Below are 25,588 nucleotides of genomic sequence, written 5' to 3'. Positions count from 1 at the left end.
CTTCCAACTGCCTGATCAGGCAGGAGAACCGGTATGACAGATAACGAAAACAATTTTCCGCAAGCACCCGCAACCTCGTCTTTGCTGGAAGAGCGGCACGATGCCGAGCTTTTCCGCGTATATTCCAGAATTTTAGACGGCATTACCGACCACAACCTGCGTCCGGGCAATAAGCTGACCGAATCCGACCTGTGCCGCCAGATGACTTGCTCGCGCAGCACCGTGCGTAGCGCGCTTTCTTTGCTGGCACACGATAAAATCGTTGATTTGCTGCCCAATCGCGGCGCATTCGTGCATGTGCCCGATGCCAAAGAAACGCAAGATGTGTTCAAAATGCGTATCGCCTTGGAAGAAACCATCATCAACATGCTGCTTGAAGAAGAAAACTTGGCGGAAAAAGCCAAGCCTCTTTATGCGTTGATCGATCAGGAAGAGGCAGCCTTCAACCGTGGCGACCGGGTAAGCTGGAACCGCTTGTCCAATGCTTTCCATGTCGAGCTGGCGCGTTTGCTGAACAACGATGTGCTGCTGGAAATCGTTAATACATTGTGCGCGCGTTCTTCGCTGATTATTGCCGTGTTCGATGCCCCGAAAGACCGTTTGCGCCATACCTATTGCGAGCACCGCGAGATTCTCGATTTGCTGGTGGAAGGCAAAAAAGCCCGTGCCTGCAAGATGATGAGACGCCATCTAGGCCAATGCCAAGCGCGTTTGTTGAGAAAGTTTGAGGCCGAAGCCTGAAAATCTTTCGGGTGGGAATCAATGAAAGATGCTTTACTGTTTTGAATTGGCAATGAAGTGGTCTAACCGTAAAGTATCATGCACACAAAAACGAGGCCGTCTGAACTTGGCTGTTCAGACGGCCTTACCGTTCGGGCAATGCCTGGCGGCAGGCTTAAGGCTGCTTCAGTTTGGTCATGCCTTCTTTTTGCAGCAGTTCGTCAATCTGTTGCTGCATTTTTTCCTGCTTGGCCTTGCGGATCAGAATATCTTTAATTTGCTCGAAAGGCGGCGCGTCGGGGTTGCGTTCGGAAGCCGTGAGCTTAAACAGATAAAATCTGCCGTTCATCTCTACCGGCTCGCGGGTAATTTGGCCGCGCGACATCCGGTTGATCACATCCGCCAAAACCGGCGGCAGTTGATTGGGCGAAATAAAGCCGCCGATTTGCTCGGGGCTGGGGTAGCGCTGCATCAACCCGTCGAAAGACAAACCTTTCAATAACAGTTGTTGTGCCTGACGGGCTTCTTCTGCGGTGGCAAAATTAACCTGCTGGATTTTCACTGCACGGGTTTGGCTGTCGTAAGCGGCGCGTATGTCTGCTTCGTTTACCTGTGCTTCGCGCTCAAGGTGTAATGCGTATTGTGTGGCATAAAACTGCGCTTCTGCATTTTTAAAATGAGCCTGAACTTCAGGTTTTTTATCCAAGCCTATTTTCAACGCTTCGTTTTTGAGAATTTCAACGGTTTGCAGTTGCAGCGTAATGTTTTTACGCAGGCTTTCCACGTCGGGCTTTTGGCCGTCGGGCATCAGGGAAGCGTTTTCAAGCTCTTCCGCCACCAAAGCATCAACACGGCTGCGTTCGATTTCGGGAACTTTGCCGATGGCGATGCCCGCAGCCAATGCGGCTGCGGCAAAAAATATAATCTTTTTTTGTTTTTTCATATTGCTTTATGTGTTTTTGAAGTTATTTGGCCGTCTGAATATTGGCTTTGCGGTAAAGGGCTTCGATGGCGCTGTCTATGCGGGCGGCTTGAAGCTCTTGCGCAATGCCGTTTTTCGCGGTTTCGTATGAAGGTATGTTGGCGGCACGTTTGTCGTTGATATAGAAAACGCCGAACATGCCGTTGCCGTCTTGCAGGGGCGTGGCTGTGAATCCGCCTTTGGTGAGGTTTTTAACGGCTGCGTAAACTTCGGGTGCGCCTTGTTCCAAGTCTTTAAGATTAACGTATCCGGCGTTCAGACCGTTATTGGCTTTGCCGCGCGGGTCAACCGTATATTGGGCGGCAACGGTTTTAAAATCTTTTTTGGCTTTAAGGTCGGCAATGGCTTTTTGGGCGTCGGCGGCATTGGATGTCAGGATTTCGCCGAGTTGGACTTCGTGGCTGCCTTGATAGAATTTGCTGAATTCGCCGTAGGCGGTTTTCAAATCGTTTTCACCGATGGGATTGTTCCGCAAAAGATATACAAAATAAGCTTGGTTGAGCAAGTCGTTTTCAAAAGCCGTCCATTGTTCTTTAAAACCGGGCTGTTTATCTACTCCTTGGGTTTTTGCATCGGAACGTGCGCGCTCAAGGGCTTTTTTGTATTCGGCCGATTGGTCGAGTTTCAGGCGTTTGGCTTCTTGGCTGATCAAAATGGCCGTAACCTGGCGTTCGGTCAAGTCGCGGCGCAGAGCCGGTGTGTCGGGGATTTGCGGGTTTTGGCTTTGCAGCATTTTTACTTGTGCATCAATATCTTTGCTGTCGATTTTGCTGCCGTTAACGGTAACAATCGTTTGCGCCCACAAGCTGCCGGACACCAAAGCCAACAACAGGGCTGAAGCGAAATAAGATTTTTTCATGTCGATTCTCTGCTTTTGCAAATAAAACGGGAATGGGTCGAACCGGCTTGCAACCGGCTCGGCCTAATGGAAATATTCTTCAGGTGTAACGGCTTTGACACTCAAAGCGTGTATCAGGCCGTCTGAAAAAAAGTCTTGAAGCAAATCCTTTACCATGCGCTGGCGGTTCAAACGGCTTACTCCGGCAAATGCTTCGCTGACCAACAATATGGCGTAGTGCCCACCGCCGCGGTTGCCCGCGTGGCCTTCATGCAGATGGCTGTCATCGCGGAACTCGAATATTTCAGGCCGCAAGCTTTTCAGACGGCCTTCTATCATTTCTTGCATGGTAGGCATTATTTAAACACCGCTTTAAAAGGCTTGATTAAAATTTCTTCATATACGCCGGCATCAACGTAAGGGTCTTGTTCGGCCCATGCCTGCGCTTCGTCCAACGAAGCAAACTGCGCAACAATCAGGCTGCCGGAAACCCGCTCGGGGTTGTCGGGAAGAGGGTTTGGGCCGGCGGTCAGCAAACGTCCTTCCGATCTGAGCTTTTCCAAACGCTCCAAATGAGCGGGGCGGGCGTTCAAACGCGCTTCGTGCGCTTCTTCGGCATCGGTGGCCAATAACATAAAATATTCCATATAATCAACTTTCTTTAGGTAAATGCTTGCTCAAATATACGCCTTGCCCTAAAGCAAAAGCCATCATTAAACCCAGTGTTCCGAAAAGCTTGTAGTTCACCCACTGTTGTTCGGAAAAATTATGGGCCACTACCAGATTGGCTGCACCCATAAAGATTAAAAAGACCACCCAAGCAATCGTCAGGTTGCCCCAAATACGGTCATCCAACTTCAATTCTTTGCCCATCATGGCCTTCAAACCGTTTTTTTTCATGATATGGCTAACAGCTAAGGCCGCGGCGCCAAACCAAAACAGCAGTGTGGGTTTCCACATAATGAAACGGGGATCGCGCAATAAGATGGTTGCCCCGCCGAACACCACAATCAACCCCAAATTAACTTTCTGCATCGTATCGAGTTTTTTGTGCTTCAACCACGTTACGGCTGCCTGAATAATGCCAACCATCAGTGCAACGGCTGTTGCCCAAATAATATTTTTAGTAGTCGTATAAATAACGAAAAACAGAATAATGGCAATGAAATCGTTTAAAATCTTCATCTTTGTGCAGGATAAAATGAATCAAACCGTGAGAATTTCACAATCATACAGGTAGATGAACTCTTTTGCATTACTTATGTCAATGCTAACAAGGCACGTCAGGCCGTCTGAAAAAAAGGCCGATTGTCGGATTTACTTTAAAGTAAATCAAAGAGTGGTTATAAAGTTGCAATTGCCAGCTTATCGTTTACATAAATTAGCAAATTTACTTGGCAGAGTAGGCAGTCAGCATATATCATGCTGATTATATACAGTCAGGCAGTCAGGCTGCCAACTCGAACAGGGGATAATAATTTGAAAAACAATCATAGAATCAAACTGATTGCTGCTTCTTTGGCCTTAACGACATCATTATCTGCAGTTGGCGGCTTGGGCGGCTTGAATGTTCAATCGAATTTGGGCGAGCCGTTCTCCGGCACGGTAACGGTTACAGGGGAAGAACTAAAGTTCTGCTTAACGGCGGGAATGCATCGCTTTCAGACAGTAATTTGCGCACCAGCGTCAGAAAGTCCGGCGATAAAGCCGTCATCAACATCCGTTCCAATACCCCGATAAACGATCCTGTTTTGGTTTTCCAAGTAGGTGTCGGTTCGCAATCGCGTCAATACACCGCTATTATCGATCCTGCCGACTATGCAGCAGGAAGTGCGGCAGCATCTCAGGGTGAAAACAGATCCGCCGCTGTCGACCAATCGGCAAGCGAACGTACCGTATCTCCGCGTTCGGCACAACAAAAACCGAGTATCAAGCAAGCTCAAGACCAGGCTAAGAGAAAAGAAAATAAAAAATCCAATGCTTACGCCAAAGTCGAGAGAAATCGCGATGCAGCTTCCGCCGAACAAAAATCATTTGTTCCTCTTGAAGGCAATTATAAAGTCCGCCATGGTGAAACATTAACATTCATCGCTGAAAAAGTGCGTCCTCAAGGTCTGACTTTATCTGAAACCATTAACGCTTTGGTTTTGGCCAACCCGAAAGTTTTTCCCGATAACAATCCTGATATCGTTATTGCCGGAAGCACGTTAAGTATTCCTTCTGCGGCGGAGCTTAGAAACCTTTCAAAACAAGGTGTTGCTGCAGTTAAGAAAACAGAAGAAACAGTTGTTGAAACCCCTGCTCAAACAGCGCAGGCTTCACAACCGGCTGTGTCGGTTGGGGCGCCTGGCGAGGCCGAAAAAACATCTGAATCCCAAACAACTGCCAGTGTTACTCCTGCTGCATCTGAGCCTGTTGTAACCAAGGCAGAAGAAGAAAAAGCGTCCGCTCCTGCAGCTGTTGCCACAGAAAATACGCCTAAATCTGAAGCAGTGCCCTCAACTAAACCTGCTGTTGCAGAAACTGAAAATAGTGGCTGGTGGCGTTGGCTTCTTCTTGCCGGTTTGGGTGCAATTGCGTTGTGGCTGCTTCTCAGATTGGCTGCCAAAAAGAAAGATCATGTTGAACAGGCAGATGAAAATGATCAGATTCTTTTGAAGGAAGCAGCAGAAGAAACCCATCTTCACGCTCAAAATCTGAATTCGTCTGCATCTTCTACAGTTGTTAAACCTTCAGAATCTTCCTTGCCGCATCCCGGGGCTGTTTCGGGCGCTGCGGCTGCTACTGTTGCCGCAGCAACACAAGCTAAAACTGCTGAAGAAGGTTTGGATGTAGAAGATGACTTTGACGATGAGATTTTCTTTACCGAAACCGAAACTATTCCTGCGGATAAATCTGAAAACAATTTCAGCTTGGATTTAGGTTCGATTGACCGTGCCCAAGACGGTATCGTATCCGGCGCATTAACTCAAGATGAAGAAACCCAGAAGCGTGAAAATGCTAATTGGGATGCTATTGAATCAACCGAAAGTGTTTACGAGCCTGAGCCCGAAAACGAGTACCAACATGTAGCAGTTGAATTTACGCCTGTTGAGGATACAGCTCAATCTGTTGAAGTGGTTGAGATTGCAGAGATTTCTTCAAATGAAGGCAAGCTTGAGCAGAGTGATGAGCCTGATGCGGTAAATATCGAGTTTGAAACCGAGAATCAGGATCAAGTTTCAACAGTTCAAGAAGCTGATGTTTCGGAAATTTCTTCTCAGCAAGACGAGAGCGTTGCGGTTAACACCGTAGAATTTGAACCACTTGAATTTGAAGCGTCTGACTCTTCAGAAGCAGATAAATTGGCTTTATCAGAGAGTGAGTCTTCTACATTTAATCAAGTTCCGGCTGCTTCGGCAGAGGTAACGGAAACAAATTCTGCAGAGTCGATAGTCGAGTTTGATACTCAGGCTGTCGAAAGCGGATCAGTTGAGCAAATTACTGAAACTTACGAAGCTACATCATTCGCGAATCAAGCCTCAGACAGCCAAGTTGGTGAAGCGTGGATAACTGCAGATGCTGATAACAGCGCTATCGCCTTCCAAGATGAAGAACTGGCTAAGCCTGTTGAGGTCAATGTTTCTGATGATGATGGTGAAACCATCGAATGGGAAAGCATAGAGCTGGAGGGTGATAGTGAGCGTAGTGAAACCGGTTTTATTTCTGAATCGGTAGGTATGACCGCTCCGCTTGAAGCTAAATATGAGTTGGCACAAATGTATGTGGAAATCGGCGATCCTGATGCCGCAAGAGAGACACTCCAAGAGTTGCTTGAAGAAGCAAATGGAAGTATCTTGGAAAAAACAGAAGCTATGCTTGCCGAGTTGAATAAATAATTAATCTCTGGTTTGAGATTTATCCGCAGTATGCCGGAGCTAGATATAATTTAATAAAAATTGTTTCAAAACTGAACCTGATAGGATTATCAGGTTCAGTTTTTTTGGAATAAATTTATTTTCTCTCTATAGTCATCAATCAATATATTTTTAATGCAGGGCAGCAAACCGCAGGCAGTACAGGTAGTACGGCAAGTAGCAGTAGCACTCGGTAGTAAAAGTTAAGTTGATTGATTTATCGTGTGATATGTTTGCTTTCGCTGTGCTGCCTGCTTTGAATTGTATCAATAGCCGCGTTTTTTTTAAGATCTCATAAGGTAATAAGCCCTGATCGAGCATTCCGGTTATGCTAGAGCAGGGCTTTATTTTTAGAGTGATTGGCTTTATTTCATAGATTGAGCAAGGAAATAACCTAATCCTATTAAAATTAAGCAGATAAAGACAATAGAAACAACTAACATTAAAACTTTACGGCCTTTTAATGAAAATATAAGGCTTGATCGGCCTAGTTCACGCTCAAGTTTTTCTTCAAGCTCGGCGCGAATTTGTTTGCGTAGGCGCTTTTCTTCGGCCTGCTGTTCCTGCTGTAGCTTTAAAGCGATTTCCTGTTGTTTTTTATGCTCAAAAGCGACTTTTTCTTCCCACTCTATTCGTTTACGTTGGATAACGGCTTCGGTGGCAGATGAGAAGTGTAAACGGCATGTGGGGCATTCTGTAGTGTCTTCCGGGTTTTCTACTATTGTTCGGCAGACAGGACATTGGTCTACAATTTTTTTAACTTCTTCTTCGTTTTGACTCTCATCCGGTAATAATTCGAGAGAATGGCGGATAATAACGTCAAGCCCTAAATAGCTGAAATAATGTTGCGCATTTTCACGCTCTTCTCTTGTGCAATTTTCGGCAATGATCGCTTGAGGACGTTCAGCCAATGCTTGAATCAAGTCATTGGCTTCGTTTTCCGGCAAGTTGTCTACCAAGCAGGCATTTATTCTTTCTCTGTCGACATTTGGCGGATAAGATACGTAAACATCATATAATTTTTGGTTTTGCATTATTCTTCCGTAAAATCATGCTGTTGGATTTCGGGTTTTTGTGTTTCCAACAATAGTATAGCTATAAATTATCAGAGATAATTTTCAGTTAAAATCCGATTTTTGTCTCGGAGAATAAGGTTATGTGATTAACTGAGTTTTGTCAGTTGAATGTATCTAAGCGGTATAAATTTACGATGGCTTACATATCAAATCGATTTAGTGTTTAATATTTAGGCTAGTAAATCTATTACCAATGGGTTTTTGTAAATTCAGCAAAAGTTCTTGTAATTATAAATTAGGTATTTAAAAGATGTAAATTTTTTTATCAGGCGGTTGGTATGGTGAAAAACATTCTGATATCGCTACAATATCAAGTATGGTTTTTCTTTGGAGTACTTAAAATGTAAGGCAGCCTGCTAGACAGACTGCCTTATTTGATTGGCATGTTGTGCTGAAAGCATTACACCGAGAAAGAAGAGCCGCATCCGCATGTGGTGGTTGCGTTAGGGTTTCGTATAACGAATTGGGAGCCGTGAAGACTTTCTGTGTAGTCGATTTCTGCACCTACCAAATACTGATAACTCATTGGATCAACCAAAAAAGTTAAGCCGTTTTTTTCGATTTCGAAGTCGTCGTCATTTTTGATTTCATCAAAGGTAAAACCGTATTGGAATCCTGAGCATCCTCCGCCGTTGACGAAAACGCGAAGCTTCAAATCGGGGTTGTTTTCTTCAGCAATCAAATCTGCAACTTTGGTGCAGCAGCTTTCGGTAAAAATAATAGGGGTTTCTTCTGACATGATTTATTCCTTTAATATGGTGTGATTGGCAGCAACCAATATTGCTTTCTAAATTTAGGCTGTTCAGTATAAATTCAATAGGTGTCTTTGAAAACAATTAAGAAGGGGTTGGGTGCCGTCTGAAAAATTAATCCCATCCTTGAATATTTTGTTTAACTATATTCGACAAAGCATAAATCCATGCGGGGTGGGTGTTCAGACAGGGGATGTATTGATATTGTTTTCCGCCGGCTTCATGAAACTGCTCTCTGCCTGCTATGGCAATCTCTTCCATCGTTTCTAAGCAGTCGCTGACAAACCCGGGGCAGAATACGTCCAGTTTGGTTATGCCTTGTTTGGGTAACTCGTCAAATAAATCTTGTGTGCTCGGGCCTATCCATTTTGCTTTGCCGAATTGGCTTTGGAACGAGACGATGTAGTCGTCTTTTTCGAGAGACAGTGCATCTGCTAAAAGTTCGGCAGTTTTCTGGCATTCGTAGGCATAGGGATCTCCTTCGTCGCTGTTTTTTTGCGGGATACCGTGAAAACTCAACATGAGTTTTTCGCCTCGTCCGTGATGAGTCCAAAATGCTTCTATTTGTTGTTTCATGGCATCTATGTAGCCGGAGTCGCTATAAAAACGGGAAACGGTACGGATGCTGATTTGGTTGCGCTGTTTCAATAGTGTTTCAAATATTTTATCCAATGCGGCTCCTGTGCTGGAGGCTGCATATTGGGGGTAAAGCGGAATGGCCAGCACGCGGGTTATGCCTTGGGCTTTGAGTTCTGCCAATACTGAAGCGGCATTGGGAGAGCCGTAAGTCATGGCGTGGCGTACGGTAATGTTGGGTATTTGTTTTGCAACTAATTCCGCTTGTTTTTCTGTGTAGACAGCTAAAGGCGAGCCTTCGGGAAGCCATACTTTTTCATAAGCGTGGGCACTTTTTTTAGGGCGTAGAGTCAGTACCAGCCCGCGCAATATGGGCTGCCACAGTAGTTTGGGAAGTTCGACGACACGTTGATCAGAGAGGAAGTCGCGTAGATACGGCCGGACGGCCGCTGCAGTCGGCGCTTCCGGCGTACCTAGGTTTAGTAGGAGTACGGCGGTTTTTTCTTGAAGGTGATGGGGCGTGGGCGGTTCGGGAAGAAAGCGCGGCATGAGAATATCCTAATGTTTGTTTTCAAGCGGCATCTTACGGTATTTTTAAGGTGTAGGAAACTTCTAAACAGGCTATGGAGGGGATTGCAAAGATACATTGGGATTTGTATAAAAATAATGATTTACATCCAAATATTTAAGCCGGTGAGTAGGATGGTGTAGCGTATAAATTTTCCTGCAATGAGCATCATACTGCTTTTCCAAGCGTTTAATCTCAGCCAGCCTGCGGCGATCGGTAGTGCATCTCCGACAATCGGCAGCCAGGCAAATAAAAGCGTCCACACGCCGTAACGGTTAAGCAGGCGGAAGGTTTTTTCAGACGGCCTTTTATTAAGTGGGATATACCGCCCCATATAATAAGAAACTATGCTGCCTAATCCGTTGCACAAGCCGGCAATGAGTAGTGCTCCTGTTTGTGCGGTGGGATAGCTGTTGATAAATAAAAGGAAGGCGGCTTCTGATGTGCCCGGCAGTATGGTTGCGGAAGTGAATGAAGAAGCCGCGAGGGTAAGATAAGGCCAAAATAGTTCCATTAAAACGCGTAGTCGGTAAGTAAGTTCGCTATTTTAACCGAGTAGCCATTCACATGGGCAACATGGGCGCGGAGGGGATACCGTTAAGCGGTTTCACAGCCCATCTGTATGACAAAGGTTGACCGGCGTGATGGTTTTGTAAAAATGGTCAAAAATTTTAGAATGCTTCATTAATAAAATCCAATTTAGTATTTTTACGTTAATTTTAGATAAATTATTTTTTAGGTTTATCGTGTTAAATTGCCATTATGAATGGCTTTTTAACGGTTTGTTGCGGATGTGTTACAGCTGTAACGAATCCGAATTTTGGCGGCATACCGGTTGTTTCGAAGCATTTTGTTCGAAAATATGATTTGATAAAAAAGTTTGAATTGATTTTAATATTCTGTTTTTAATGTATAAAATTAATTTATTTTTGATTTGTGTGCAAAATTTCCAAGCCGTCTGAAAAATATTTTTTGCAAAACGAATCATGAATTTCAAGCCGTTTATTTAACCGTTTATCATAAAAATGATTACGTATGTAATTTGTTTGGCATAATTACATTTGTTAAATTATGTTTATGTTGGATAAGTTGAATTATGAAGCGGCCGATGTTTGTAACGGTTTTTGCATCGTTTTTAATTGTTATGTCTTTGCTTTCGGTTGGGGTTATGACGTTAAGCCATAATTATTCCGATATGCAGGAGGTAATCCGTCAAATGCCTCTGCTGTTGGGCATTCATATCGCAGGCGGCTGGGGAACGGTAATCAACATTGTCGCGGGTATTGCCATGCTTCGGGCTAAAAACTGGGGGCGTTGGCTTTATGTGTTGTGCGGTTCGGTCGGCATGGTTTTTAATATAACGGCATCGCCCGATAAGCCGATGCTGCTTTACGGTATGGTATTGTTTATCTGTATCGTGTATTTTTTGTTCCGTTCGCGGACACATTTTTATTTTCAAACTTCCGGTGGGATAGGTAATGCGTAGTTTTTTAAGTGTCATATTTTATTCCGGTGCGCTGTTTTGTTTTTATATGTTTGGTTTGACTTCGTTTATTTCGACACAAACTGTGGTGGATAAATGGTCGGCATTGTTGGCTTTTTCTGCCGTCGGTGCGGTTTTGTTTGTGGTGGCTTTGGCTTTGGGCCGGTTTAAGAATTGGCGTTTCCGTTCGGGGCTGTTGTTGCTGATTGCGTGTTTGGTGGTGTGCGGTGTTATTTTTGCTATTTTGATTGCGCCCGGTATCTCGATTATTGCCGGGGCGGGTAATGTGGTGTCGTTGAAAGATTTCGGCGATTACCGAACCGGCGGAGTGGTTCTTGCTCTGTATTTGGTTGTTGCTGCCGGGTTGGTGCTGTGGCACGCAAAAGTAACGAATTTGAAAATGAAAATTGATGCGTTGAAACAGAGGGTTCAGCGTTTGTAATCAGGTTGGAGTCAATAGGTGTTGCCTGTATCGGTGCGTGCCGTGGCAACACTGATTTTGATGTGAGGCTGTGAAGAGGCCGTCTGAAAAGTGTGTTTTCAGACGGCCTTTTTGATTATTGATTGCCAACCTTGTGCTTTATTCCGCAAACTTCGGTTGCCGTTTTCATTTTTCGATATTGGGATATACTGCCACTGTTTTATTTGCTATACGGCATGATTTTTTACAGGAGAAAACCGATGAAAACGATTTTAATAACCGGCTGTTCCAGCGGTATCGGCTACGATACCGCCAAACAGCTTCATCAGGCGGGGTGGCGGGTGTTTGCTTCTTGCCGGAACATGGATGATGTGGAACGCTTGCGCGCGGAAGGATTGATAGACGCCCTGCAATTGGATGTTGCCGACAGCAGCAGTATCCGCTCGGCTTTTGATGCGGTCATGCAGCAAACAGGCGGTGCGTTGGATGCCTTGTTTTGTAATGCGGGCTACGGGCAAGTGGGTGCGGTGGAAGATGTGCCGAGGCAAGCCTTGAGAGAACAGTTTGAAACCAATGTGTTTGGTGCGTGGGAATGTATTACGTTGGCGATGAAAGTGTTTCGTCGCCAAGGGCACGGAAGGATTTTGGTTAACAGCAGTATTTTGGGCTTTGCCGCTATGCCTTGGAGAGGGGCTTATAACAGCACTAAGTTTGCTTTGGAAGGCATGTGCGACACATTGCGTCATGAAACTCATGGCAGCGGGATTTTTGTGAGCTTGGTCGAACCGGGGCCGATTGCTACGCGTTTCCGTCAAAATGCTTTGAAAAAACTGCATGAACACATTGATATTGCATCCAGCGTGCATGCCGCTAACTATCGTTTTCAACTCAACCGCCTTGAGCAAGAAGGAGACGCGGCACCGTTTACAATGTCTTCTCCCGACTGTGCCAAAATATGTGTGCGGGCATTAACGGCAGAAAAGCCTAAAGCGCGTTATCTGGTTACGTTTCCTACGGTGTTGTTTTGGTATTTGAAGCGCTTGTTGCCGACCGTGCTGCTCGACCGTTTGCAGCGGAGTGCAGTAGAGGGGCAGGGTAAATGAATACGCTTTATTTGGCTTCCGGCAGCCCGCGCCGTCGGGAAATATTAGAAAATTTGGGATACCGCGTTGCCCGTTTACATGCAGACATCGACGAAACACCTTATCCGCACGAATCGGCAGCGGTTTATGTGGCGCGAATGGCTTTTGAGAAAAATGCGGCGGCGGTAGCCCATTGGCAAGGGCAATATCCTTTTGTGCCTGAGTATCCGTTGTTGAGTGCGGATACCACTGTGGCTCTGCACAATCATATTTTGGGAAAGCCTGAATCGGCTGACGATGCGTTTGCCATGCTGAAACGCCTTTCGGGAACAACGCATCAGGTGTTAACGGCAGTATGCGTGTATTGGCAAGGGCAAACCCATGCGTTGATGCAGCAGAGCGATGTTGTGTTCAAGCCTTTGGCTGATGAAGAAATCAGCGCTTATATCGCCAGCGGAGAGCCTATGGATAAAGCGGGTGCTTACGGTATTCAGGGATTGGGCGGAATATTTGTAGAGCGGTTGTCGGGCAGTTTCACGGGAGTGATGGGGTTGCCGGTTTTTGAAACGATAGCGCTGCTTCAATCATTGGGGCTGGCGGTGCCGCCTTTTCAGACGGCCTGATACCTTTGCAAAGCCTCTATCTACGGCGCATTTTTGCGTTGTGCGCGGCCCCGCTCGTGTGCCTATCTATATGATATGTCTGCACTCGCTGTGCTGCTACGCCTTGAACTGAATCCACATCCGGGGATTTTGCAAAGGTCTCGGCCTGATATGGCAAACATACGCTTTTTGATAATGCGCCTTAAGGGTAGTAACCTGCTCCTAAAATGCAGGGTTTATGCGCACCGGTAGCATGATAAGGATTGCTCGGAATGCGGTTAATCCAGCAGGCAGCCAACCAACCGAAGGCGGCAGCCTCCATCCATTGCGGATCTAAGTTGAGGGCGAGGCTGCTGTGCAAACGGATGTTTTGGGCAGAAAAGTGTTGTTTCAGGCTTTCCATTAACGATGAATTTTGTATGCCGCCGCCGCAAACGAAAATGTTGCGCACTTCGGGGGCGGCATACAGAACTGCGTCGGCAATGGTTTGCGCCGTGTATTCGAGTAGGGTTTTTAATACGTCGTGAGGGTTGAGGCCGTCTGAAAGTTGGGGCAGCAGCCATGATAAGGAAAACAGCTCGCGACCGGTGCTTTTAGGATAAGGCTGTGAAAAATAAGGATGGCTGAGCAAGGTGGCCAGCAGTTCGGGCAGCACCTTGCCCTGCGATGCTTTGATACCGTTTTCGTCATAAGGTTGATGCCAGATGTGCTGCACCCAAGCATCCATCAGCATATTGCCGGGGCCGGTGTCGAATCCGAAAGCAGGTTGGTGGGGCGGGAGCACGCTGATATTGGCGATACCGCCGATATTCAGCACTACGCGGGTTTCTGTATCGCTTCGGAATAAAGCTTGGTGGAAGGCAGGGACCAACGGCGCACCTTGCCCGCCTGCCGCCAAGTCGCGGCTGCGGAAGTCGCCTACGGTTGTGATGCCGGTAAGCTCGGCCAGCAGGGGCAGATTGCCCAATTGGATGCTGTAACCCGACTCGGGAGCATGGCGCACGGTTTGGCCGTGGCAGCCGATGGCGGTAATCCGGTCGGCGTGCAGTTGGGTTTTGTCGAGCAGCTGATGCACGGTTTCGGCATATAGCCGGCTTAACTCTTGTGCCAGCATCATGCTGTTATGCAGCTCGTTAAAGCCGGCATTTTGCAGCGCCAGCAAATCTTGTTTCAGACGGCCGGGATAAGGCGTGAACGCATGGGCTTCGGCTGCCAGCCAGCGGTTGCCGTTCATGCGTACCAGCACGGCATCGACACCGTCCATGCTGGTGCCGGACATCAAACCGATATAGAGTTGGCTATCCATCGTAAATAAGGCCGTCTGAAAAAGCATTATTGTAACGTGATTTTGTTTGGCACGGACAATAGCTGCAGTTAGAAATACCCGATAGAGTATTTGCATGACGACGTGCGGCAATATCTTTATAATAGATGGAGTAAAAAGTATTCCGCTCGGCAGTTACCGTTTGAATGGGCGGGAATATTTACAACGGTTATTGTTCCGTTTTATTGTTAATGTAAACAGCGAGGTTCACAATCTATATGAACTCACCATCTATACAGAAAATCAATTTTGCATTTGCCGCCTTGCTGTTGGGCATGGTCGGCTATTTTATCTTTTGGGGGTTGGGTTATACCAACCAAAGCCATACCTCGCTGTTTCTGCTGGCTACTTTTTTCGGTGTGTTTATGGCGTTCAACATCGGCGGTAACGATGTTGCCAACTCTTTCGGCACCAGTGTGGGCGCCGGAACGCTGACTATTCCCCAAGCTTTGATTATTGCCGCGATTTTTGAAGTGAGCGGCGCCGTGATTGCCGGCGGGCAGGTAACTGACACCATCCGCAAAGGCATCATCGATCTGAACCAGATGCATTTGGAGCCGATGCAGTTTGTATACATCATGATGTCGGCTCTGTTGGCTGCTGCTTTGTGGCTGCTGTTTGCCACCAAGAAAGGTTTGCCGGTATCGACAACCCACGCGATTATCGGCGGCATCGTCGGCAGTGCGCTGTGTTTGGGTGTGATGAGCGGCGGCAGCAATGCGTTTGCATTGGTTCAATGGGACAACATTGCTGAAATCGCCATCTCTTGGGTGCTTTCTCCCGTTTTAGGCGGCTTGGTGTCTTTCATCCTGTTTTCACAAATAAAAAAACATGTGCTGGATTACAACTATGCTGCCGAAGAAAACTTAAAATCCATCAAGCAGGAAAAGAAAGCTTATAAAGCCCAGCACCGCCTGTATTTTGAAAGTTTGGATGAAGCCGCCAAAATCGAATGTGCCACGGCTATGGCGCGCGATGCGCAGATTTACGGCGAATCCGATTTAGATCCTAATGAGCTTGAGTCTTTATACTACAAAGGCTTATATGAAATAGATAACCGCAAAAACAGCATCGATGCTTATAAAGCCCTGCATTCGTGGGTGCCGATTATCGCTTCTTTGGGCGGCATGATGATTGCGGCGATGCTGATTTTCAAAGGTTTGAAGAATCTCGAATTGGGTATGAGCAATGTGGGTAGCTTTCTCACCATCTTTATGATTGGTGCGGCTATCTGGATGGCTACGTTTATCTATGCCAAAACGTTGAAGCGTAAAGATTTGGGCAAGTCAACTTTTCTGATATTCAGCTGGATGCAGGTGTTTACCGCCGCAGGTTTTGCATTTAGCCATGGTGCCAACGATATCGCCAACGCCATCGGCCCGTTTGCGGCTATTATGGATGTATTGCGTACCGGAGACATCGGAGCCCAAGCTCCCGTTCCCCCTGTGGCCATGTTGACTTTCGGTATCGCTCTGATTGTAGGTTTGTGGTTTATCGGTAAAGAAGTGATTCAAACCGTGGGAACCAGTTTGGCGGAAATGCACCCATCTTCCGGTTTTGCTGCCGAGTTGGCCGCCGCATCGGTTGTTATGCTTGCTTCGTTGATGGGCTTGCCGGTGTCGAGTACCCACATTTTGGTGGGTGCGGTGTTGGGCATCGGTTTGGTTAACCGCAATGCCAACTGGGCGTTGATGAAGCCGATCGGTTTGGCATGGATAATCACCCTTCCGGCGGCGGCGGTGTTATCGGTTGTCTGCTTCTTGGTGCTGCGCAGCGTATTCGGATAAGCAAACGATATTTCAGACGGCCTCAGAGTATCGGCTCTTAAGGCCGTCTGAAAAAACTGTTTTAGAGCAATTTTATTAAGTTTGAATCAGATAAATATATGATTGCTGTAATGATTGAAAAACGGAGTCCGGTTTCAGACTCCGTTTTTTATTTGCTTGCAGGCTTACATAGAACCTGCGGCGGCTTCGTTCAAGCGGGTTTCAAAAGCGGTCAGATCAATACCGGCCTGTTTGGCCGCCGACACGGCGTCAGCTACCGGCATGCCTTCGGTCACTTGATGATAAGCCCAAAGCAAAGAGCAGCGCGTGCCGGTGCGGCAATAAGCCAATACGGGCTGTTGTGCTTCTGCCAATAAGTCTTGGAAACGGTCAACATCTTGCCGGTTAATAGACGGAGCAACCACCGGCTGATGAACAACATGCCGGATGCCTGCTGCTTCGCACCATTGTTTGATTTGTTGGAAAGCGGGTTGACCGTCTTCTTCACCGTCGGGGCGGTTGCAGATAATGCTTTTAATGCCGAGGTCGGCGGCGTTCTGAATATCTGTTTGGGTTAACTGCGGAGAAACATACAGCCGGTTTGCGAGTTGTCGGATTGCCATGTCGTGCCTTTCTGAGGTTGGTTTCAGGTTGTGGGGTGAGGCCGTCTGAAAATATATGGATGGACTCCGGGCGTTGCTGAATATCGGGCGCAAGGCTTCATGATTTCAGCCATTGGTCGAACAGTACGGGGTCTGCTATATGCAGAAATGCGGTATCCGCCTCAATGTTTTCTACGGTGAGCAGCGTTTCGCGCAATACGCCCTGCCTAAAGTAATGTATCTGTATTTGTTCGCCGGCCTGAAATTGAGACCATTGTTTTTCAAAAGCGGTGCAGGCGAAACCGTTTAATGCAATGATTTTGTCTTGAGGGCAAAGTGCTGCCTGTTCCGCACTGCCGCCGTTGAATACATGGGTAAGGGTAATGCCGTCTGAAACTTGTTTGAAGCGTGCGCCGAAATCGGTAGCCGGCTCGTCTGCACGGGGCGCATCTTTAAGTAAGCCGCCGCCGTGGCTGCGTGGTGCTGTACGCCAATTTAATGATATGCCGGCATATTTCAGGCAGGCTTCCAAGGGCAAGTCTTGAGTTGAATATAAGGCCGTCTGAAAAAAAGCTTGCAGATCAATGCCGGTAATCTCTTGGCAATACACTTGCCATTGTTGTTCGGGAATACCTTTGCCGTGTTCGAGCCAGTTGCGGTACAAGTGCTGCATAACGGTGTCCAGACTTTGGGTGCCGCCGCTCTTTTGGCGGATCAGCAAATCCAAACACAGTGCGGCCAAAGCTCCTTTCTGATAATAGCTAACGATGGCGTTAGGGCTGTTTTCATCCTGCTTGTAAAATTTGTTCCATGCGGTAAAGCTGGATTGGGCCAAAGTTTGTTTCAGACGGCCTTTGTGCAGTTGAACACGCGTTATGCCTGCCGCCAGCAATTTCAGATAAGTTTCCGAATCGATCACGCCGCTGCGCAGCAGAAACCAATCATCGTAATAAGAAGTAATGCCTTCGAACGCCCAAAGCTGCTCGGTGTAGTTTTCGTGATCCAAACGGTAAGGTGCAAATACTTCGGGCTTGATGGATTTGACATTCCAAGCATGGAAATATTCATGGCTGAACAACCCCAGCAGTTGGACATAACTTTCGCAAGGTTTCTCCATGTTTAAAGAAGGAAGGCTGTATCTGTCGGCAAGCAAAGCCGTGCTGCTGGTATGCTCCAGCCCGCCGTAAAGATCGTCGCCCACATGAAGCAGGAACAGATATTCTTCAAACGGAGCAGGGGAGGGGAACATGTTAAGTTGGGCGGTACAGATCTTACGAACGTCATCGACCAGTCTTTCACGGTCGAAATCACGGTAAACCCCGCTCAAAACAATACGGTGCGCAATGCCGCAGGCGTCAAACGAAAGCGTTTCAAAACAACCCAATTCAACAGGATGGTCGATCAGCCGGGCATAAGAGGCCGTCTGAAAAGTGTGATGACCAATTTTCGGAAGCGAGGTTGCGATATCCCACGAATCAGGAAGATCTTTAAAAATAATTTGATGGGGCAGGTGTTCAAACCCTGAAACATTCAGCAGCAAGCACGCACCGTCGAAAAAACCGCGGTCTTGGTTAAGGAACGAACTGCGAACCGATAAATCATAACCATATACGGTGTAGTAGATTTCCCACTTGCCGCTCACAGATTCTGTTTGCCAACAGTTTTTAGACAATTGGCGCAGAGATTGGGGCGTTCCGTTGCAAACAGCTTTGATGCTGACGATGTGGCGGGAGAAATCACGGATAAGATAGCTGCCCGGAACCCAGTTTGGGAGTTTGATTTGTAAAGGATTGTTATTTTTTTGCTCGAAGCTGAGGCAAATCTGCCATTCGTGCGACAAAGTTTGCGGGCGTATAGTATATAGGAGCATGAGACTGCCTTAGATTGTTAAGTTTTGTTTTTCTTAATTGAAAGTGTTTGACCTGAATCAAGAAAGATGATGTAGGTAATCTATAATCTAACAAAATATGATGGAACGCAACCGGCATTTACAGGCACAAAACCGGTATTCTGCCGATTAAACTTGGTGTCGTACAGGTTTTGATTTAGAATGTGAAGGTTAAACCGCATTTGAGTATGAATGATAAATACGGGCGGTGTTAAATTAAGAAAAATCGGGTGTATCTTGCGTGTGTATGAGCAAGCCGGAGCAAACCGATAAGTGTTAAATGCCATGTTTAATGGAGACCCTTATGGAAACGCAAACTTATAACTACAAGGTGGTGCGCCAATTTGCCATCATGACTGTAGTTTGGGGCATTGTGGGTATGTTGGTCGGCGTTATCGCAGCCGCCCAGCTGTTTGCTCCTGTGCTGAATCTCTCTGATATCGGATCGTGGTTCCACTTCGGCCGTATCCGTCCGCTGCATACCAATGCCGTTATTTTCGCTTTCGGCGGCTGCGGTTTGTTTGCCACATCTTATTACGTTGTCCAACGTACTTGTAACGTGCGCTTGTTCGGCGGCAAATTCCTGCCTGCCTTTACCTTTTGGGGTTGGCAGCTGGTTATCGTGCTGGCGGCAATCACGTTGCCTTTAGGCTATACCCAAGGCAAAGAATATGCCGAGTTGGAATGGCCTATCGATATCCTGATCGCCTTGGTGTGGGTTGCCTATGGCATTGTGTTCTTCGGAACCATCGCCACCCGAAAAATCAAGCACATCTATGTTGCAAACTGGTTCTACGGTGCATTCATTCTTGCTGTGGCGTTGCTGCACATCGTAAACAACCTCAGCATTCCTTCGGGCATGATGAAGTCTTACCCGATTTATTCAGGTGCGATTGATGCCATGGTTCAATGGTGGTACGGTCACAACGCGGTAGGCTTTTTCTTAACGGCAGCCTTCTTGGGTATGATGTATTACTTCGTTCCCAAACAAGCAGGCCGCCCGGTTTATTCTTACCGTTTGTCTGTGGTTCACTTCTGGGCCCTGATTTTTACCTATATGTGGGCAGGCCCTCACCATCTGCACTACACTGCATTGCCCGATTGGACCCAATCTTTGGGTATGGTTCTGTCGTTGATTCTTTTTGCACCTTCTTGGGGCGGTATGATCAACGGTATCATGACCCTTTCAGGTGCATGGCATAAACTGCGCACCGATCCTATCTTGAAGTTTTTGGTTGTTTCTCTGTCTTTCTACGGTATGTCTACCTTTGAAGGGCCGATGATGTCTATCAAAACAGTGAACGCCTTGAGCCACTATACCGATTGGACCGTAGGTCACGTACATTCGGGTGCTTTAGGTTGGGTGGGCTTTGTTACTATTGGTGCAATTTACTACCTGATCCCCCGTTTGTTCGGCCGCAAAGAAATGCACAGCATTAAACTGATTGAGGCGCATTTCTGGATTGCTACCGTCGGCGTGGTTCTGTATATCTCTTCAATGTGGATTTCAGGCGTGATGCAAGGCCTGATGTGGGGGGCATTGAACGATGATGGTACCTTAACTTACTCTTTTGTTGAGTCTGTAAAACGCAGTATGCCTTTCTATATGATCCGTTTTGCCGGTGGTGTGCTGTATCTTAGCGGCATGCTGATCATGGCATACAACGTTTACCGTACCGTTATCGGCGGCAAAGCGGTTGATGCTGAAATTCCTGCCGTTTCACAAGCGCAACACCACTAAAATAATACAAGAAAGACAGGCTACCAAAATGAAATTGCAACAATTAGTCGAAGAAAAAGTCGGAGTATTGATTGTATTCACTTTCTTGGTTATCAGCTTCGGACTTTTAATCGAAATTGTACCGTTGTTTTTTACCAAGTCGGTTACCGAACCGATTAAGGGTGTAAAACCATACTCTGCGCTACAAGTGGCAGGACGTGATATCTATGTACGTGAAGGGTGTTATAACTGCCACTCTCAAATGATTCGTCCGTTCCGTGCTGAAACCGAACGTTATGGCCATTATTCCGTGGGTGGAGAGTCGGTTTATGACCGTCCGTTCCAATGGGGTTCAAAACGTACCGGCCCTGATTTGGCCCGTGTAGGCGGTCGTTATTCAGATGAATGGCACCGTATCCACTTGCTGAATCCCCGTGATGTTGTGCCGGAATCTAACATGCCTGCATTCCCTTGGTTGGCTCGTAATAAAGTTAATGTGGAAGCAACTGTTAGCAATATGAAAGCACTGCGTGCAGTCGGAACACCTTACAGTGATGAAGAAATTGAAAAAGCCCCTCAAGAATTAGAAAACAAATCAGAGCTTGATGCGGTGATTGCCTATCTGCAAGGATTAGGCTTGGCACTGAAAAATGTAAGGTAACATCATGGATATAAACTGGGTTCGCTCGCTTTTTACGGTGTGGGTATTTATTAGTTTCGTATTGGTTCTTTATATTGTATTGAGCAAGCGTAACAAACGTAATTACGATGATGCTGCCAACAGCATTATGGAAGATAACGATACCCCTGATAACGATAAAAGCGGGCATTAACCCGGTTACCCCGTGACAACGGAGCAAATAATGAACACAACTTCCCAATTTACCAGTAATTTCTGGAATATTTATATTGCCGTTATCGTTTTACTCAGCTTTATCGGTTTGGCTTGGCTTTTACTTTCGCAGAATAAAGTTAAAGCTCCTCCAAAAGGCGAAGATGTTAAAACCATGGGTCATTCGTGGGACGGCATTGAAGAATATAACAACCCTCTTCCGCGCTGGTGGTTTTGGCTTTATGTAGGCACTTGGGTTTTCGGAGCTGTATACTTATTTCTGTATCCCGGCTTGGGTGATTACAAAGGCTATTTGAATTGGACAAGCCAAAACCAGTATGAAAAAGAAGTTAAAAAAGCCGATGAGCAATATGGCAAGCTGTATGCTAAGTTCGCCAATATGCCTGTTGAAGACGTGGCCAAAGATCCTCAAGCCCAACGCATCGGCAAAAATCTTTTTGATACTTACTGTATTCAGTGTCACGGTTCAGATGCAAAAGGTTCCAAAGGTTTTCCCAACTTGACGGATCACGATTGGTTGTGGGGTGGAGAACCTGAGCAAATCAAAGAAACCCTTAAGAAAGGCCGCGTAGGTATTATGGCTGCTTGGGGTCCTGCTTTGGGTGAGGAGCGGGTTAAAGATGTTGCAAACTATGTAATGTCTTTATCTAAGGGCAAAGATCAATATGATGAAGCCCGTGCCGAACGAGGTAAAGCATTGTTTAACGGTGCGCCCGCCAACTGTTTTACTTGTCATGGCGATAAAGGTCAAGGTGTGCAAGGTTTGGGCCCAAATCTAACTGACAATGTATGGTTGTGGGGCGGAACCCAAAAGGCAATTATCGAAACCATTACCAACGGTCGCCATAACCAAATGCCGGCATGGGATAACTTTTTGGATAAAGATAAGCTGCATATTATGACTGCTTATGTTTGGGGGTTATCTAACAAAGGCGGAAAACCGGTTTCAGATAAAAAAGCAGAAGCCAAAGCTGTGCAACCGGTAGAAGCATCTGCCCCTAATATTTCTGCTCAAGCAGTTCCGGCAGAGGATAAGGCCGAGGTTATTTATGATACTCAGGCGGGACAAGCCGTTGCTACTTTCTATTTTGCTACCGGAAAAAGCGATATTGCAGCCAATGCAGATAAAGTGCTGCCGGACTTAATTAAAGCAGGTAAAGAAGGCAAAAAACTGGTTGTGAGTGGCTATACCGATAGTACCGGCAATGCGGCAGCTAATGCCGAGTTATCTAAAAAGCGTGCTCAGGCAGTAGAAGCGTTTTTGAAAGCTCAAGGCGTAGATGTAAAAAATATCGAGTTGAGAAAACCTGAAAATATTACAGCCGCCAAAGGTAATGATGCTTCGGGTCGTCGAGTAGATGTCAAAGTCGAATAAGAATAGGTAATGCTTATCAATAAAAATGCCCCCGCTCTTAAGGTCGGGGGCAATTTTGCATCAGCGATTTATTTAAACAGCTTTTTCTGTATATAGAGAGATGCCTGTTAAATTGCTCATATTCTTTATATAGTTCTCGACTTTTTCAGGAAATACGATATCTTTCACAATAGTGAGATTTCTCAATATGGGAAATACATGAATATCTTCCATGCTTATTTCCTTATTCAAAGCTTGTTCAGACTGAATTAAATCTGCCAATGTAGCTAAATCTTGATGAATCTGCTGCAAATATTCATTTGTTTTTTCTAAGTTGTTTTGAAAACTGCCTATATTTTGTTCTTTTTTATTCACAAAATAATCTATGGCTTTTTGAGTGGAAAATTCAGGCAAGTCGATCAAAACAGTACGTGGCTGGATTAATTTGGATGAGTATGAGTTAACTTTATCTAACCAAGTTTGTATTTCTGTTCTGATTTCCTCTTTCAGACGGCCTTCATTTGATAGCCCGTCGATATATCGGACAATATCTAAACTTTCACCCATATATGAGCCATCTTGTTTTTGCAAAATAGGCACCTGTTTTGCACCAATCATTCCAATTGGCGTGTCCTCGTCATCGTTCTGTAAAATGATTTGTTCGGCATCTATTCCCTTAATGCCTAAAATCATACGCGCACGAACGCAAAAAGGGCAGTGATCATAAATATAGAGTTTCATAACCTTGATTCCTTTGTTGATAAATGTGTCAACATTATAGCTAATGCGGATACAAGCTCCAGCATTTGTGTGTTGAATGAGTTTGGGGTTAGTTGCAATGGTGGTTACGATTAATATGCATTTATAGTGTTTTCTCGCTCGATTTTCCCTATCAACGGTTATTGAAAATTTTAGAGAAATTTATGTTGAGATGATTTCTCCCAACATTCCTTCGTACACTGTCTAAACTTGTAAAAGCGTGCAAACACCAATATAATTCACATCTTTACAGGCATGTAGCTCAGTTGGTTAGAGCATCACCTTGACATGGTGGGGGTCGTTGGTTCGAATCCAATCATGCCTACCATTTTGCATAACAACAAGCTTATGTTTGTTGTTTATTATTTTATCAGGCCGTCTGAAAAGGCCTTTTGTCGGTTTTGGAGTATCTTGATGATCAATATTACTTTGCCGGACGGTTCTGTCCGTCAGTTCGAACAACCCGTCAGTGTGGCCGAAGTGGCTGCGTCAATAGGAGCGGGTTTGGCAAAAGCTACCGTGGCAGGCAAAGTAAACGGGATACTGGTGGATGCGTCCGATAAAATAACTTCAGATGCACATGTGCAAATTATCACCCCTAAAGATGAAGAGGGATTGGAAATCATCCGCCATTCTTGCGCACATCTGGTTGGTCACGCAGTTAAACAACTGTATCCTGATGCTAAGATGGTAATCGGTCCGGTAATTGAAGACGGTTTCTATTATGACATAGCAACAGACAAGCCGTTTACGCCGGAAGATATGGCCAAAATCGAAACGCGCATGAAGGAGCTGATTGCTCAAGATTATGATGTGATAAAGGTAATGACGCCTCGGGCAGAAACCATTAAAACTTTTGAAGCGCGCGGAGAAGATTATAAGTTGCGGCTGATTGACGACATGCCTGAAGTCGATGCTATGGGTTTGTATCATCATCAAGAATATGTAGATATGTGCCGTGGCCCGCATGTGCCGAATACCCGCTTTTTAAAGAATGTCAAATTAACCAAATTGGCGGGAGCCTACTGGCGCGGCGACAGCAACAATGAAATGTTGCAACGTATTTATGGTACTGCGTGGGCCACTAAAGAAGACTTAAAAGCCTACATTATCCGAATGGAAGAGGCCGAAAAGCGCGATCACCGTAAATTAGGCAAGCAACTTGATTTGTTCCATCTTCAAGATGAAGCGCCGGGCATGGTGTTTTGGCATCCTCGTGGCTGGACTTTATGGCAAATCATCGAACAGCATATGCGTCGCGAGTTAGATGAAGCAGGCTATCGCGAAGTAAAAACCCCGCAAATTATGGACAAATCATTTTGGGAAAAGTCCGGACATTGGGAAAACTATAAAGACAACATGTTTTTGACCGCATCGGAAAAACGCGAGTATGCAGTCAAACCAATGAACTGTCCCGGCCATGTGCAGATTTTTAATCACGGCTTACGGTCGTATCGTGACCTGCCGATGAGATTGGCTGAATTCGGGTCTTGTCATCGAAATGAACCTTCGGGGGCGTTACATGGTCTGATGCGGGTGCGTGGATTTGTTCAAGATGATGCTCACATTTTCTGTACTGAAGAGCAAATTACCCAAGAAGCCAAAGCATTTAACGAATTGGTTATGAAAGTTTATAAACAATTCGGTTTCGATAACGTTAGCGTTAAATTATCCCTTCGACCGGAAAAGCGGGCAGGTTCTGACGATATTTGGGACAAGGCAGAGCAAGGTTTGCGGGATGCTTTGATGGCTTGCGGTATAGAGTGGGAAGAGTTGCCGGGAGAGGGTGCATTCTACGGCCCTAAAGTGGAATATCACATTAAAGATGCTATCGGTCGTTCTTGGCAGTGCGGCACCATTCAATTGGATTTTGTATTGCCGGAACGTTTGGGCGCAGAATATGTAACCGAAGACAATGGTCGTGCCAGACCGGTAATGCTGCATCGCGCCATTTTAGGATCGATGGAGCGTTTTATCGGCATTTTGATCGAGAACCATGCAGGATCCTTCCCTTTATGGTTGGCGCCGGTTCAAATGGTGGTAATGAACATCACAGAAAAACAAGCCGATTACTGTCGTGAAGTGGTAGAAAAATTGCGTGAAGCTGGATTCCGTGCAGAGCTTGATTTGCGTAATGAAAAAATCGGTTACAAAATCCGCGACAATAGTCAATACCGCTATCCTTATCAAATCGTAGTCGGAGAGAATGAAAAAGAAAACGGTAAAGTCGCAGTACGCCGTAAGGCCGAAGATCTCGGTAGTATGCAGATTGAAGAGTTTGTAGCACGTTTACAGGAAGAGCTGAAAGCAGAATTTTAAATCGCTG

At 46.0% G+C, this 25,588-nt stretch carries 25 protein-coding genes and 1 tRNA gene; 13 read left to right on the top strand and 13 right to left on the bottom strand.

Annotated elements, in window-relative coordinates:
* Positions 1-33 precede the first annotated feature (33 nt).
* The gene (locus LVJ88_RS09965; protein ID WP_054599998.1) at positions 34-741 is read left to right on the top strand and encodes a GntR family transcriptional regulator; all 708 of its coding nucleotides are present in this window, start codon (positions 34-36) and stop codon (positions 739-741) included.
* Positions 742-895: 154 nt separating this feature from the next.
* Here the strand turns inward: LVJ88_RS09965 and LVJ88_RS09960 are convergent, their stop codons facing one another.
* The 5 genes from LVJ88_RS09960 to LVJ88_RS09940 all read right to left on the bottom strand — a co-directional run bounded on the left by LVJ88_RS09960 (position 896) and on the right by LVJ88_RS09940 (position 3,725).
* The gene (locus tag LVJ88_RS09960; RefSeq protein ID WP_054599997.1) at positions 896-1,663 is read right to left on the bottom strand and encodes a peptidylprolyl isomerase; all 768 of its coding nucleotides are present in this window, start codon (positions 1,661-1,663) and stop codon (positions 896-898) included.
* A gap of 22 nt (positions 1,664-1,685) precedes the next feature.
* A complete protein-coding gene (locus tag LVJ88_RS09955; RefSeq protein WP_085417806.1) occupies positions 1,686-2,561 on the bottom strand; it encodes a peptidylprolyl isomerase in 876 nt (291 codons plus the stop codon).
* 63 nt (positions 2,562-2,624) lie between these two features.
* Positions 2,625-2,897 carry a BolA family protein gene (locus LVJ88_RS09950; RefSeq protein ID WP_054599995.1) on the bottom strand — a complete coding sequence of 91 codons (273 nt, stop codon included), beginning with the start codon at positions 2,895-2,897 and terminating at the stop codon, positions 2,625-2,627.
* The gene (locus LVJ88_RS09945; RefSeq protein ID WP_085417805.1) at positions 2,897-3,187 is read right to left on the bottom strand and encodes a YciI family protein; all 291 of its coding nucleotides are present in this window, start codon (positions 3,185-3,187) and stop codon (positions 2,897-2,899) included. Before LVJ88_RS09945 ends, LVJ88_RS09950 begins: the two co-directional genes overlap by 1 nt.
* A 4-nt stretch (positions 3,188-3,191) precedes the next feature.
* On the bottom strand, positions 3,192-3,725 hold the full coding sequence (locus LVJ88_RS09940) for a septation protein A (RefSeq protein WP_054599993.1): 534 nt from the start codon (positions 3,723-3,725) through the stop codon (positions 3,192-3,194).
* A gap of 488 nt (positions 3,726-4,213) precedes the next feature.
* Here LVJ88_RS09940 and LVJ88_RS09935 point away from each other — a divergent pair, with 488 nt between their 5' ends.
* The gene (locus tag LVJ88_RS09935; RefSeq protein WP_085417804.1) at positions 4,214-6,418 is read left to right on the top strand and encodes a FimV/HubP family polar landmark protein; all 2,205 of its coding nucleotides are present in this window, start codon (positions 4,214-4,216) and stop codon (positions 6,416-6,418) included.
* A 383-nt stretch (positions 6,419-6,801) separates the two neighbouring features.
* Here LVJ88_RS09935 and LVJ88_RS09930 read toward each other — a convergent pair whose 3' ends face one another.
* The 4 genes from LVJ88_RS09930 to LVJ88_RS09915 form a co-directional block, all read right to left on the bottom strand.
* Positions 6,802-7,470: a hypothetical protein gene (locus tag LVJ88_RS09930; protein ID WP_054599991.1), complete on the bottom strand. Its 669-nt coding sequence runs from the start codon at positions 7,468-7,470 to the stop codon at positions 6,802-6,804.
* A gap of 442 nt (positions 7,471-7,912) precedes the next feature.
* Positions 7,913-8,251, bottom strand: coding sequence for an iron-sulfur cluster insertion protein ErpA (gene erpA, locus LVJ88_RS09925; RefSeq protein ID WP_054599990.1), 339 nt, complete (start codon positions 8,249-8,251; stop codon positions 7,913-7,915).
* Positions 8,252-8,378: 127 nt separating this feature from the next.
* A complete protein-coding gene (hemH, locus tag LVJ88_RS09920) occupies positions 8,379-9,389 on the bottom strand; it encodes a ferrochelatase (protein ID WP_085417803.1) in 1,011 nt (336 codons plus the stop codon).
* A gap of 122 nt (positions 9,390-9,511) precedes the next feature.
* The gene (locus LVJ88_RS09915; protein WP_085417802.1) at positions 9,512-9,922 is read right to left on the bottom strand and encodes a YqaA family protein; all 411 of its coding nucleotides are present in this window, start codon (positions 9,920-9,922) and stop codon (positions 9,512-9,514) included.
* A 582-nt stretch (positions 9,923-10,504) separates the two neighbouring features.
* Between LVJ88_RS09915 and LVJ88_RS09910 the strand changes: the two genes are divergently transcribed.
* The 4 genes from LVJ88_RS09910 to LVJ88_RS09895 all read left to right on the top strand — a co-directional run bounded on the left by LVJ88_RS09910 (position 10,505) and on the right by LVJ88_RS09895 (position 13,017).
* Positions 10,505-10,894, top strand: coding sequence for a YbjO family protein (locus LVJ88_RS09910; protein ID WP_143773644.1), 390 nt, complete (start codon positions 10,505-10,507; stop codon positions 10,892-10,894).
* Positions 10,887-11,333, top strand: coding sequence for a hypothetical protein (locus LVJ88_RS09905; protein ID WP_054599985.1), 447 nt, complete (start codon positions 10,887-10,889; stop codon positions 11,331-11,333). Before LVJ88_RS09910 ends, LVJ88_RS09905 begins: the two co-directional genes overlap by 8 nt.
* A gap of 239 nt (positions 11,334-11,572) precedes the next feature.
* Entirely contained in the window at positions 11,573-12,415 is an 843-nt protein-coding gene (locus LVJ88_RS09900) for an SDR family NAD(P)-dependent oxidoreductase (protein WP_085357555.1), read from the top strand.
* Positions 12,412-13,017, top strand: coding sequence for a Maf family protein (locus LVJ88_RS09895; protein WP_085417799.1), 606 nt, complete (start codon positions 12,412-12,414; stop codon positions 13,015-13,017). Before LVJ88_RS09900 ends, LVJ88_RS09895 begins: the two co-directional genes overlap by 4 nt.
* A 181-nt stretch (positions 13,018-13,198) precedes the next feature.
* On the opposite strand, the gene LVJ88_RS09885 is transcribed toward LVJ88_RS09895, so the two are convergent.
* Positions 13,199-14,302 carry an anhydro-N-acetylmuramic acid kinase gene (locus LVJ88_RS09885; protein WP_085417798.1) on the bottom strand — a complete coding sequence of 368 codons (1,104 nt, stop codon included), beginning with the start codon at positions 14,300-14,302 and terminating at the stop codon, positions 13,199-13,201.
* Positions 14,303-14,538: 236 nt separating this feature from the next.
* Between LVJ88_RS09885 and LVJ88_RS09880 the strand changes: the two genes are divergently transcribed.
* Positions 14,539-16,107 carry an inorganic phosphate transporter gene (locus tag LVJ88_RS09880; protein WP_054599981.1) on the top strand — a complete coding sequence of 523 codons (1,569 nt, stop codon included), beginning with the start codon at positions 14,539-14,541 and terminating at the stop codon, positions 16,105-16,107.
* Between the two features lie 164 nt (positions 16,108-16,271).
* Here LVJ88_RS09880 and LVJ88_RS09875 read toward each other — a convergent pair whose 3' ends face one another.
* Together LVJ88_RS09875 and LVJ88_RS09870 are read right to left on the bottom strand one after the other, a co-directional pair.
* Positions 16,272-16,709, bottom strand: a complete 438-nt coding sequence (locus LVJ88_RS09875; RefSeq protein ID WP_085417797.1) for a protein tyrosine phosphatase family protein — start codon at positions 16,707-16,709, stop codon at positions 16,272-16,274.
* 97 nt (positions 16,710-16,806) lie between these two features.
* Positions 16,807-18,558: a M61 family metallopeptidase gene (locus LVJ88_RS09870; RefSeq protein WP_085417796.1), complete on the bottom strand. Its 1,752-nt coding sequence runs from the start codon at positions 18,556-18,558 to the stop codon at positions 16,807-16,809.
* 322 nt (positions 18,559-18,880) lie between these two features.
* Here LVJ88_RS09870 and ccoN point away from each other — a divergent pair, with 322 nt between their 5' ends.
* From ccoN to ccoP, 4 genes are read left to right on the top strand one after another with little or no spacing between them, the layout of a single operon-like run.
* Complete coding sequence (gene ccoN, locus LVJ88_RS09865; RefSeq protein WP_172392862.1) at positions 18,881-20,317, top strand: cytochrome-c oxidase, cbb3-type subunit I; 1,437 nt, start codon at positions 18,881-18,883, stop codon at positions 20,315-20,317.
* A 28-nt stretch (positions 20,318-20,345) separates the two neighbouring features.
* Entirely contained in the window at positions 20,346-20,957 is a 612-nt protein-coding gene (gene ccoO, locus LVJ88_RS09860) for a cytochrome-c oxidase, cbb3-type subunit II (protein WP_054599977.1), read from the top strand.
* 4 nt (positions 20,958-20,961) lie between these two features.
* Positions 20,962-21,129 (top strand): cbb3-type cytochrome oxidase subunit 3, encoded by a 168-nt coding sequence (locus tag LVJ88_RS09855; protein WP_054599976.1) that lies wholly within the window; start codon positions 20,962-20,964, stop codon positions 21,127-21,129.
* 30 nt (positions 21,130-21,159) lie between these two features.
* Positions 21,160-22,524, top strand: a complete 1,365-nt coding sequence (gene ccoP / locus LVJ88_RS09850; RefSeq protein ID WP_085417795.1) for a cytochrome-c oxidase, cbb3-type subunit III — start codon at positions 21,160-21,162, stop codon at positions 22,522-22,524.
* A gap of 72 nt (positions 22,525-22,596) precedes the next feature.
* Here ccoP and grxB read toward each other — a convergent pair whose 3' ends face one another.
* Positions 22,597-23,244, bottom strand: coding sequence for a glutaredoxin 2 (gene grxB, locus LVJ88_RS09845; protein WP_085417794.1), 648 nt, complete (start codon positions 23,242-23,244; stop codon positions 22,597-22,599).
* 269 nt (positions 23,245-23,513) lie between these two features.
* Here grxB and LVJ88_RS09840 point away from each other — a divergent pair.
* Together LVJ88_RS09840 and thrS are read left to right on the top strand one after the other, a co-directional pair.
* Positions 23,514-23,590: transfer RNA gene (locus tag LVJ88_RS09840), tRNA-Val, on the top strand.
* A gap of 86 nt (positions 23,591-23,676) precedes the next feature.
* The gene (gene thrS, locus LVJ88_RS09835; protein WP_085417793.1) at positions 23,677-25,581 is read left to right on the top strand and encodes a threonine--tRNA ligase; all 1,905 of its coding nucleotides are present in this window, start codon (positions 23,677-23,679) and stop codon (positions 25,579-25,581) included.
* The last annotated feature ends 7 nt before the right edge of the window (positions 25,582-25,588 follow it).

Origin of the sequence: Neisseria dumasiana (assembly GCF_022870885.1) — a bacterium.
Taxonomy (GTDB): Bacteria; Pseudomonadota; Gammaproteobacteria; order Burkholderiales; family Neisseriaceae; genus Neisseria; species Neisseria dumasiana.
Note: the sequence above shows the minus strand (reverse complement) of the source record. Positions and strands in the feature narration are given on the sequence as shown.

What these genes read in the sequence shown, in the direction of transcription:
- ccoO (WP_054599977.1), top strand. Translation starts at nt 20,346, where the DNA reads ATGAAATTGCAACAATTAGTCGAAGAAAAAGTCGGAGTATTGATTGTA.
- LVJ88_RS09885 (WP_085417798.1), bottom strand. Translation starts at nt 14,302, where the DNA reads ATGGATAGCCAACTCTATATCGGTTTGATGTCCGGCACCAGCATGGAC.
- LVJ88_RS09960 (WP_054599997.1), bottom strand. Translation starts at nt 1,663, where the DNA reads ATGAAAAAACAAAAAAAGATTATATTTTTTGCCGCAGCCGCATTGGCT.
- LVJ88_RS09915 (WP_085417802.1), bottom strand. Translation starts at nt 9,922, where the DNA reads ATGGAACTATTTTGGCCTTATCTTACCCTCGCGGCTTCTTCATTCACT.
- LVJ88_RS09895 (WP_085417799.1), top strand. Translation starts at nt 12,412, where the DNA reads ATGAATACGCTTTATTTGGCTTCCGGCAGCCCGCGCCGTCGGGAAATA.
- LVJ88_RS09940 (WP_054599993.1), bottom strand. Translation starts at nt 3,725, where the DNA reads ATGAAGATTTTAAACGATTTCATTGCCATTATTCTGTTTTTCGTTATT.
- LVJ88_RS09905 (WP_054599985.1), top strand. Translation starts at nt 10,887, where the DNA reads ATGCGTAGTTTTTTAAGTGTCATATTTTATTCCGGTGCGCTGTTTTGT.
- LVJ88_RS09910 (WP_143773644.1), top strand. Translation starts at nt 10,505, where the DNA reads ATGAAGCGGCCGATGTTTGTAACGGTTTTTGCATCGTTTTTAATTGTT.
- LVJ88_RS09955 (WP_085417806.1), bottom strand. Translation starts at nt 2,561, where the DNA reads ATGAAAAAATCTTATTTCGCTTCAGCCCTGTTGTTGGCTTTGGTGTCC.
- LVJ88_RS09880 (WP_054599981.1), top strand. Translation starts at nt 14,539, where the DNA reads ATGAACTCACCATCTATACAGAAAATCAATTTTGCATTTGCCGCCTTG.
- LVJ88_RS09855 (WP_054599976.1), top strand. Translation starts at nt 20,962, where the DNA reads ATGGATATAAACTGGGTTCGCTCGCTTTTTACGGTGTGGGTATTTATT.
- grxB (WP_085417794.1), bottom strand. Translation starts at nt 23,244, where the DNA reads ATGAAACTCTATATTTATGATCACTGCCCTTTTTGCGTTCGTGCGCGT.
- LVJ88_RS09965 (WP_054599998.1), top strand. Translation starts at nt 34, where the DNA reads ATGACAGATAACGAAAACAATTTTCCGCAAGCACCCGCAACCTCGTCT.
- LVJ88_RS09875 (WP_085417797.1), bottom strand. Translation starts at nt 16,709, where the DNA reads ATGGCAATCCGACAACTCGCAAACCGGCTGTATGTTTCTCCGCAGTTA.
- hemH (WP_085417803.1), bottom strand. Translation starts at nt 9,389, where the DNA reads ATGCCGCGCTTTCTTCCCGAACCGCCCACGCCCCATCACCTTCAAGAA.
- ccoP (WP_085417795.1), top strand. Translation starts at nt 21,160, where the DNA reads ATGAACACAACTTCCCAATTTACCAGTAATTTCTGGAATATTTATATT.
- ccoN (WP_172392862.1), top strand. Translation starts at nt 18,881, where the DNA reads ATGGAAACGCAAACTTATAACTACAAGGTGGTGCGCCAATTTGCCATC.
- erpA (WP_054599990.1), bottom strand. Translation starts at nt 8,251, where the DNA reads ATGTCAGAAGAAACCCCTATTATTTTTACCGAAAGCTGCTGCACCAAA.
- thrS (WP_085417793.1), top strand. Translation starts at nt 23,677, where the DNA reads ATGATCAATATTACTTTGCCGGACGGTTCTGTCCGTCAGTTCGAACAA.
- LVJ88_RS09870 (WP_085417796.1), bottom strand. Translation starts at nt 18,558, where the DNA reads ATGCTCCTATATACTATACGCCCGCAAACTTTGTCGCACGAATGGCAG.
- LVJ88_RS09950 (WP_054599995.1), bottom strand. Translation starts at nt 2,897, where the DNA reads ATGCCTACCATGCAAGAAATGATAGAAGGCCGTCTGAAAAGCTTGCGG.
- LVJ88_RS09930 (WP_054599991.1), bottom strand. Translation starts at nt 7,470, where the DNA reads ATGCAAAACCAAAAATTATATGATGTTTACGTATCTTATCCGCCAAAT.
- LVJ88_RS09945 (WP_085417805.1), bottom strand. Translation starts at nt 3,187, where the DNA reads ATGGAATATTTTATGTTATTGGCCACCGATGCCGAAGAAGCGCACGAA.
- LVJ88_RS09900 (WP_085357555.1), top strand. Translation starts at nt 11,573, where the DNA reads ATGAAAACGATTTTAATAACCGGCTGTTCCAGCGGTATCGGCTACGAT.